General features: G+C 48.9%; 9 protein-coding genes. 7 read left to right on the top strand and 2 right to left on the bottom strand.

The genetic code is table 11. The features are described from left to right. Positions 1-198: hypothetical protein (locus BLA28_RS34000; RefSeq protein WP_207650804.1), on the bottom strand; the 198-nt coding region annotated here is incomplete at its 3' end. Positions 199-300: 102 nt separating this feature from the next. On the opposite strand from BLA28_RS34000, the gene BLA28_RS29160 reads away from it, so the two are divergent. Continuing rightward, entirely contained in the window at positions 301-3441 is a 3141-nt protein-coding gene (locus tag BLA28_RS29160; protein ID WP_081329978.1) for a type 1 glutamine amidotransferase family protein, read from the top strand. A gap of 5 nt (positions 3442-3446) precedes the next feature. Beyond that, the gene (locus BLA28_RS29155) at positions 3447-3695 is read left to right on the top strand and encodes a uroporphyrinogen decarboxylase family protein (RefSeq protein WP_044970584.1); all 249 of its coding nucleotides are present in this window, start codon (positions 3447-3449) and stop codon (positions 3693-3695) included. Positions 3696-3753: 58 nt separating this feature from the next. Here BLA28_RS29155 and BLA28_RS29150 read toward each other — a convergent pair whose 3' ends face one another. Then, the gene (locus tag BLA28_RS29150; protein WP_069157251.1) at positions 3754-3999 is read right to left on the bottom strand and encodes a permease of phosphate ABC transporter; all 246 of its coding nucleotides are present in this window, start codon (positions 3997-3999) and stop codon (positions 3754-3756) included. Positions 4000-4306: 307 nt separating this feature from the next. On the opposite strand from BLA28_RS29150, the gene BLA28_RS29145 reads away from it, so the two are divergent. Genes BLA28_RS29145 through BLA28_RS29125 form a run of 5 tightly spaced genes read left to right on the top strand, consistent with a single transcriptional unit; the run spans position 4307 to position 9044 of the window. Further along, the gene (locus BLA28_RS29145; protein ID WP_069157252.1) at positions 4307-6232 is read left to right on the top strand and encodes an NADH-quinone oxidoreductase subunit 5 family protein; all 1926 of its coding nucleotides are present in this window, start codon (positions 4307-4309) and stop codon (positions 6230-6232) included. After that, positions 6232-7098, top strand: a complete 867-nt coding sequence (locus BLA28_RS29140; protein ID WP_009253171.1) for a respiratory chain complex I subunit 1 family protein — start codon at positions 6232-6234, stop codon at positions 7096-7098. Before BLA28_RS29145 ends, BLA28_RS29140 begins: the two co-directional genes overlap by 1 nt. Before the next feature lie 26 nt (positions 7099-7124). After that, positions 7125-7598, top strand: a complete 474-nt coding sequence (locus BLA28_RS29135; RefSeq protein ID WP_009253170.1) for an NADH-quinone oxidoreductase subunit B family protein — start codon at positions 7125-7127, stop codon at positions 7596-7598. Continuing rightward, positions 7595-7933, top strand: coding sequence for an NADH-quinone oxidoreductase subunit C (locus tag BLA28_RS29130; protein ID WP_009253169.1), 339 nt, complete (start codon positions 7595-7597; stop codon positions 7931-7933). The genes BLA28_RS29135 and BLA28_RS29130 overlap by 4 nt, the downstream gene beginning before the upstream one ends. 31 nt (positions 7934-7964) lie before the next feature. After that, positions 7965-9044 (top strand): hydrogenase large subunit, encoded by a 1080-nt coding sequence (locus tag BLA28_RS29125; RefSeq protein ID WP_009253168.1) that lies wholly within the window; start codon positions 7965-7967, stop codon positions 9042-9044. The last annotated feature ends 3 nt before the right edge of the window (positions 9045-9047 follow it).

Raw genomic sequence — 9047 nt, 5'->3', positions numbered from 1 at the left:
ATAAGCGAAAACGACTAAAGTCGTTCCCCTGTAAGGAACCATGCAGGGCTGCAGCCGCACAGAGGGACGGCAGAAACCAGGCAGGCCGAAGGAGGACAGGGCAGGCGCGGGACAGAGGCCTGGAGGCAGGGCGGTAACCTGTGTCAGGCTTTTTGTCAATTCAGTGTTCTGAATTACAATTTTGTTCCTTCTTCCCATTTACTTTTTCTGTAGATTTTCTATGATAATCTTACAGAATTTAAAAGCAGAATGCAATGAAAAATTGCGGCTTTACCGGAAGAAAAGGAGAAGGGAAGGAAAATGATGTATCAGAAAAGCAAAGAAGAAAGCCTGACCAGGGAATTGTTCCAAAATCCAACAAATGAATACCGCGGTGCGCCGTTCTGGGCATGGAACCAGGCTCTGTCGCCGGAAGTGCTGGTAAGGCATATCGATTACTTTAAAGAGATGGGAATCGGGGGATTCCATATGCATTGCCGTACCGGCCTGGACACGCCCTATATGGGAGAGGAATATAAAGAATGTGTCCGCGCTTGTGTGGAAAAGGCAAAAGCGGAGGGAATGTATGCCTACCTGTATGATGAAGACCGCTGGCCCTCCGGAGCAGCCGGGGGAAAGGTTACAAAGGATGTGGAATACCGCAGCAGATATCTGGTATTCACCCCGTTTTCCAATGAAGAACGGCAAAAAGAAGAGCTCGGCTTTGATTCCTCCAGCAAGGCTGCCGTACAGGGGAACGGAAAGCTTCTTGCCCGCTACGATATCACCCTGGAAGATGGCTGCCTGAAGGAATACCGCCGTCTTGAGGATGGAGAGCAGGGGACAAATGTATGGTACCTGTATGAGGAAATTGCGCGGGAAAGCCCGTGGTATAATAATGAAACTTATGTGGATACGCTCAATCCCAGGGCTATTGAGCGGTTTATTGAAGAAACCCATGAACAGTATCTCGGCTGTGTCGGTGATGAATTCGGAAAGACGGTTCCGTCCATTTTTACGGATGAACCTCAGTTTTCCCATAAAACAACACTGAGCTTTGCGGAATCCAGAGAGGATGTCATTCTTCCCTATACAGACAGCCTGCCTGCCGGTTATGAAGCGGCCTACGGAGTAAATTTCTTCGATACAGTGCCGGAACTCATCTGGGATCTGCCGGAGGAAAAGGTATCGGTACCCCGTTACCGTTTCCATGACTTTGTGGCGGAGCAGTTTTCCTCCTCCTTCGCGGACACCATCGGAAACTGGTGCAAAGACCATGGAATCATGCTTACCGGACATATGATGGAAGAGCCTACGCTGACATCTCAGACCAATGCGCTGGGAGAAGCCATGCGTTCCTACAGAAGCTTCCAGATGCCCGGAATTGACATGCTTTGCGACTGGAGGGAATATACTACGGCGAAGCAGGCGCAGTCCGCTTCCCATCAGTATGGCTGCCCTGGCGTGCTCAGCGAGCTTTATGGTGTGACGAACTGGGATTTTGATTTCCGAGGACATAAGCTGGCCGGAGACTGGCAGGCGGCCCTTGGAGTTACCTTGCGTGTGCACCACCTTTCCTGGGACAGCATGAACGGAGAAGCCAAGAGGGATTATCCCGCATCCATTTTCTATCAGTCGCCCTGGTATAAGGAATACGGCATGATAGAGGATCATTTTGCCAGGGTTAATACGGCCCTCACAAGAGGAAAAGCGCACGTGCGCGTGGCGGTAGTACATCCGATTGAGAGCTATTGGCTCCACTATGGACCGAAGGAGCAGACCGCTCTGATCCGGGAAGAACTGGAAAGCCGGTTCTCCAATGTGACGGAATGGCTTCTTTTCTCCCAGCTTGATTTTGATTTCGTGGCGGAATCCCTTCTGCCTGATCAGTATGAAGCATCGGAAGACGGGAAATTCCATGTGGGTGAGATGAGCTATGATGTGGTTCTGGTTCCCGGAAATGAAACCCTCAGGAATACCACTGTTTCCAGCCTGAAAAGCTTTCGTGAGAAAGGCGGGGATGTGCTCTTTATGGGGGATGCGCCGGCCCTCGTGGATGCAAGGCCGTCGGAGGAAGGAAAAGAGCTTTACGGAAAATGCCGCCATATCGGCTTCTCCAGAAGCGCTCTTGTCAAAGCGCTGGATGCTTACCGGGATGTAGAGCTGCGTACGGCAGCAGGAAACCTTTCGGAACAGCTGATTTACCAGATGCGTGAGGATGGGGATATCCGCTGGCTGTTTGTCTGCAACGGCAGAAAAATGCAGAATCCTGACATACCGAAAAAAGACAGTATCACCTTCCGCCTGAAAGGCAGCTGGGAAGTGGAAGAGTATGATACCATGACCGGGGAAATTCGTCCTGTGTCCGTGGAAAGAAAAAATAATATGACCAGTTTTATACATAATATGTACGATCATTCCAGCGTCCTGCTTAAGCTGACACCTGCCGCAGAGAGCCAAAAGACAGCGGAAAGCGCCGCAGACGGAGAATATACAATGGAAGAAGGACTTCACCTGGCTTCCCGTATGCCTTACCGGTTATCGGAGCCCAACGTGCTGCTGATGGATATGGCTGAATACCGTTTCGACAGCGGAGAGTGGATGGAGAGGGAAGAAATCCTGCGTCTGGATAATGTCTGCCGTGAAATAGCCGGTTATCCTCTTCGTATGGAAGCCTTTGCCCAGCCCTGGACAAGTGAGAAATCCGCACCGGAGCATACTCTGGAGCTGCGCTTTGCCATAGATTCCGAAATCGAGGTGGAGGATGCCTTCCTGGCTCTTGAGGAATCAGACGCCACATCCATTTGGCTGAACGGAAAAGAAGTAAAGAATTCACAGGCGGGCACCGCAGGCCAGGCTGATTCGCCGGAGGATTCAGGTTATTTTGTGGATGAATGTATCCGCAAGGTGGCTCTGCCGCATATCCCGGTGGGAAGATCCGAACTTCTTCTGAAGATTTCCTATTCCAGAAATACCAATGTGGAATGGTATTATCTGCTGGGAAGCTTCGGTGTTAAGGTGACGGGCAGCAGGGCTGTGCTCACTCCGCTGCCGGAACAGATTGCATTCGGCGATTATGTGGATCAGGGATTCCCCTTCTATGCCGGCAATATGATATATGAAACGGAAATTACTGTGGAAGAAGCAGGAGAGTACATAATTGCCGCAGAAAAATTCCGCGCGCCTCTTCTTAAAGTCCTGATTGACGGAAAACAGGCGGGCAGGATTGCCCTGGCCCCTTACCAGGTACAGCTGGGGCATCTGGAAAAAGGAAAGCACGCCGTCACCATTATTTCTTATGGAAACAGGGTGAATGCGTTCGGAACGGTGCATGCCTGCAATGAATATGAACATTGGGTAGGGCCCAATGCCTGGAGAACAACAGGAGCGGGCTTCAGCTACGAATATCAGCTGAAACGCATGGGCGTTCTGGCGGCTCCGAGAGTTTTTTTAGTGAAATAAGCTGATTGATCCCTGAAAAACAAAAAGGTGACCGGCTGTGTATTTTTGCCGGCTTTGATGTCCAGTACCTGATGGCCTTCGGTACTCCCGAAGAGGTCAGAGAAGAGGTAAAGCATCTGATGGAGACATATAAGAGACAGGACGGAAGGTTCCTGATGACGATGGGAAACGGTTCCACACCGGATTGGAAGATAGAAAATCTTACCGCTCTGTATGAGGCGTCATTGGAATATGGAAGGTTAAGAAAGCGTTAAGAATTGTGTTTATAAACCGGCCCTGCAGCAAGTATGCAGGGCCGGTTTTACAGATCGCTTATTCACATTCACAGGCGGCATCGTCCTCCTTGCGGAAAACAATCCGGAGAAACTTTGTCATAAGAGGGATATAGGTGGCAATAAATACAATGGCAGCGATCAGCAAGGGCATCTTCTTTTTCTTTTTTGGAATAGCCAGCCCGATCATGACGCCTATGGCGCACAGACAGAGCTTAACGAGGGCAAAATCCTTCCAGTCAGATTCTTTTACATATTGATTAGCGCAGCTGAACAGACATTTCATAAGGAAACCTCCTTTACATTATGCGGAATCATGCGGTGAACGCAGATTTCCTGCCGGCCGTAAATCCGGTAAATTAATTTGCTGTATATATTATACCACACAATAATATGAATTGGATTTTCTTTCTACAATTTTTTCATACTTGTCACTTGACACTTTCGGACAAGAGAAGTAGGATGGATAAGGGCTGATTCAAACTTTTTTAGATGAGCAATACGTCCGGACATGTATCACCGTCCCGCACACGTACTACCCACCTATAAGCCTGAGTAAAAGTCCAATAAGGCGAAAGCGGGGGAAATTCCATATGGGAATCATAGGTTTTTTAATTCTGTTTCCTTTCTTTGCTGCACTTATTATGTCATGCATGAGAAAGAGCGGACTGATCAGAAGATGCGTTCAGTTTACTCTCTGCGGGATCTTAGTAGCGGCAGTCATTTATTTTGCGGTAACCAGCCTGATTTCAGGGGAAACCGTTTCTTACCTGCCTCACACACACGGTATCGATATGCTGATGCTGGTTGTGGAATGGGGACTGGTAGTTCTTGTATTTTATTACAGTTTTAAATTCAGAAAGTATTACTGTGCTTTACTGTCCATAGTACAGACGGGACTGATGACCTGGCTGGAGCTTACCGGCCGTACGGAAATTCCCGGAAATCATATTTATGCGGACAAGCTTACCATAGCCATGAGCCTGATCATCGGTATTGTAGGCTGTTTGATCTGTGTATATGCCCTTGGTTATATGAAGGACTATAACAGGCATCATCTGGATTATAAGGACAGACGGTATTTCTTTTTCGGGATGCTGTTTTTGTTCCTGGGGGCCATGATGGGACTCATCTTCTCCAGTAATCTGATTTGGATTTATTTCTTCTGGGAGATTACAAGCATCTGCTCCTTCCTCCTGATCGGATATAACCAGACGGATGAAGCAATGGAGAATTCCTTTAAGGCTTTGTGGATGAACCTGCTGGGCGGCCTCGGCTTTGCGGTGGCTATTGCCTATGCGGCAATTTCCCTTCAGGTCATTAATATTCAGGATCTTGTGGCTCTCGCCGTCAGCTCGGACGCGAAGGCGGGGCTGGCATTGATACCGGTTGTTTTCCTGGCGTTTGCAGGACTGACCAAGAGTGCGCAGCTTCCTTTTTCAGGCTGGCTTCTGGGGGCGATGGTGGCGCCTACGCCTACCAGCGCGCTTCTGCATTCCGCAACGATGGTTAAGGCAGGCGTATATCTGCTGATCCGTCTGGCTCCGGCCATGGAGGGCAATCTGGCCGGTACGATGGTAACGACTATCGGCGGCTTTACTTTCCTGGTGACCTCCATGCTGGCGATTTCCCAGGATGACGGAAAGAAGGTTCTGGCATATTCCACAATATCCAATCTGGGGCTGATTACAGCCTGTGCCGGTGTGGGTATGCATGAGGCGGTATGGGCGGCCATCCTTCTGATGATGTTCCATGCCGTATCCAAATCCCTTATGTTCCTTTCCGTAGGCGCGGTGGAAAACTGTACGGGAAGCAGGAATATTGAAGATATGCACGGGCTGATTGTCAAGCTGCCCGGACTGGCTTATGTAATGATTATCGGTATAGCGGGTATGTTCCTTGCCCCCTTCGGAATGCTGATTTCCAAGTGGGCGGCACTGAAGGCTTATGTGGATTCAGGAAGCATTCTTCTCGTTATTTTCCTCGTATTCGGCAGTGCGACTACCTTGTTTTACTGGACCAAATGGCTGGGATCACTGGTGGCGGTCCACCATCATTCGGAGCAGCTTACCAATGTGACGAAGAAGAGCGAATGGACTTCCCTGATTTCCTTAAGTGTGATCATGGTTGCCCTGTGCCTGACCTTCCCGTTGGTATCCACATATTTGATCGAGCCTTTCCTGATGGATATGTATCATCAGTATGTGCCTAACCTGATCGGGACCGGCAATCTTTACATCATGATTATGATGCTGTGTACGATTCTGGTTCTGCCGATAGCAGTGCGTATCCTTACGCTGGGCAAGAAAAATAAGCTGGTTATGTCCTACATGGGCGGTGCGAATGCCGGTGATGACAGAAATTTCACGGATTCCTTCGGGGAAGAAAAGCACATGTACCTGGCTAATTGGTATATGCCTGATTATTTCGGGGAAAACAAGCTTCTTCTGCCATCCATGGTGCTGGCTGCGGGAGCGCTGATTATTCTTATGATTATGACGATAGGAGGTGCGCTCTGATGTCAAAATATTTTTTCCTGGCCCTTTTGTATATTATCGGTGCACCTTTTGCGGGAGGCCTTCTGGAAGGAATTGACCGTAAGGTGTCGGCCCGTATGCAGGGAAGGAAAGGGCCTTCCTTGCTGCAGCCTTTTTATGATCTTAATAAGTTGTTTGCCAAGCAGTCTGTTGTGGTAAACAGTGTACAGGATTTCCTGGTATGCGGTTTCCTGGTATTCGTAGTATTTACAGGGGCTCTGTTTTTCTGGGGCGGAGATATTCTGCTGGTGTTCTTTGCACTGACTCTGGCAGGGATCTTCTTTATCATGTCGGCCTGTTCGGCGAATGCGCCGTACAGCTCCATGGGCGCCCAGAGGGAACTGATGCAGATGATGGCTTATGAGCCTATGGTGCTGCTTACCGCTATCGGGTTTTATATTGCGACAGGAAGCTTTTCCATAAAGGAGATCGCCCAGAGTAATGTTTCGGCGATTGTCCTCCTGCCCGGATTTTTCATTGGTTTCCTTTATATCCTGACTATTAAATTCAGAAAGTCGCCTTTTGATATCAGTACCTCACACCATGCGCATCAGGAGATGGTAAGAGGTATGACAACAGAGCTTTCCGGTAATATCCTGGCTCTGGTTACCTTATCCCACTGGTATGAAAATGTATTCCTTTTGGGTGTTGTGGGGCTTTTTATCATCAATTCCAGCTGGTGGAGCATTCCGGCGGCTATTGTAGTCTGTTTGCTCGCGTTCCTTCTGGAAACTTTGATTGATAATACATTCCCCAGGGTAAAATGGCAGATCATGCTGAAATGGACCTGGATTGTTACGCTGGCGGCAGGCGGGATTAACCTGATGATCGTCATGCTGATGAAATAGCGGGAACCGGAAAGGAAGGAATGAAAATGAAAATATCAAAATCACCCTGGCTGCTGCATTATGACGGCTCCAGCTGCAATGGATGTGATATAGAAGTGCTGGCCTGCCTGACTCCGGTCTATGACGTGGAGCGGTTCGGGGTTATTAATACGGGAAATCCCAAGCATGCGGATATTTTCCTGATTACCGGAGGCATCAACGAACAGAATAAGCCTGTGGTACAGCAGCTTTATTCCCAGATGCCTTCTCCCAAAGTGGTGGTGGCAGTGGGAATATGCGCCTGCAACGGCGGTATATTTAAGGAATGCTATAATATTTTAGGCGGTGTGGATACCACTATTCCGGTGGATATCTATGTGCCCGGCTGTGCGGCCCGTCCGGAAGCGATTATTGATGGCGTGGTAAAGGCTGTCGCTTTGCTGGATAAGAAGAGAGCGGAAGCCGCTTCCCATAAGACGGCGGATAACGGACAGGAAAAACCGGAAGGAGGAGCGAAATGATCGACGGCGAAATCATGCAGGTGGAACCGGAAAATCTGGTTACCGAGGTCCTGATGCTGAAGCACAGGGATTACAGGATTATACAGATTTGTGCGGCAAAAGCGGGGGACAGGATAGAAATAACCTATTCCTTCGGTAAAGAATATAAGATGGTGGGGCTAAGGATCAGCATACTGCCCGATACGGAAATTGTGAGCATCAGTGATATTTATGCGCCTGCCTTTTTATATGAGAATGAAATTCATGATCTGTTCGGCATCAATATTAAGATGATTTCATTGGATTACCATGGAAACCTGTACCGTATTAAGAAGGAAGCACCTTTTAAAGAGTAGTATAATCGCATTGATACAAGGAGAATAGATTATGTCCACACGCAGCACGATTCCATTTGGACCGCAGCATCCGGTACTGCCGGAGCCGATTCATCTGGATTTGGTTTTAGAGGATGAAAAAGTCGTGGAGGCGATACCTTCCATCGGCTTCGTACACAGAGGACTGGAAAAACTGGTCGAGAAAAAAGAATTTACCGAGTATGTATATGTAGCGGAACGTATATGCGGAATCTGCAGCTTCATGCATGGCATGGGCTATTGCGAGGCTGTGGAACACATTATGAACATTGAACTTCCGCCCAGAGCTTATTACCTGCGCACAATATGGTGTGAAATGTCAAGAATTCACAGCCATCTGCTCTGGCTGGGCCTTCTCGCAGATGCTTTTGGTTTTGAGAGTCTTTTCATGCAGTCCTGGAAAATCAGGGAAAAGGTTCTGGATATGTTTGAAGCATCCACAGGAGGCAGGGTTATTTTTTCCGTAAATAAAATCGGCGGACAGCGTAAGGATATGGATGCTTCCATGCTCCGGCAGTTCGTGGCGGATTTTACGGATATTGAGAAGGAGCTGAAGGTGGTGGCCAGAACCTTCCTGGAGGATACGGCCGTGAACAGCCGTCTTCGTGATGTTGGCTTCCTTACAAAAGAGCAGGCCCATGACCTGGGCGCGGTAGGGCCGTTCATGCGGGCCAGCGGTATCGCCCTGGATAACAGGAAGCTGGGTTATGCGGCATATGCAGATCTGAACTTTGAGCCGATCACCAGTACGGTGGGAGACTGTTATGCCAGATGTGACGTGCGTATCCGTGAAATTTTCCAGTCTATTGATTTGATACGTCAGGCAATTTCCAGAATCCCCGGCGGAGAAGTGGCGGTTCCTTTCAAGGGCTTCCCGGATGGAGAATACTTCATGAGAGAGGAACAGCCCAGAGGAGAGGCGATTTATTATGTGAAGGCTAACGGTACGAAGTTTATCGACCGTTTCCGGGTACGTACCCCTACCTTTGCGAATCTGCCCGCTTTGCTTGAGACGCTGAAGGGCTGTCAGCTGGCAGATGTGCCGATTCTGATTCTGACAATCGATCCCTGCATCAGTTGTACAGAACGCTGACGA

Origin of the sequence: Eisenbergiella tayi, from assembly GCF_001881565.1 — a bacterium.
GTDB classification, from domain to species: Bacteria; Bacillota; Clostridia; order Lachnospirales; family Lachnospiraceae; genus Eisenbergiella; species Eisenbergiella tayi.
This window is presented reverse-complemented; position numbering and strand designations above follow the sequence as displayed.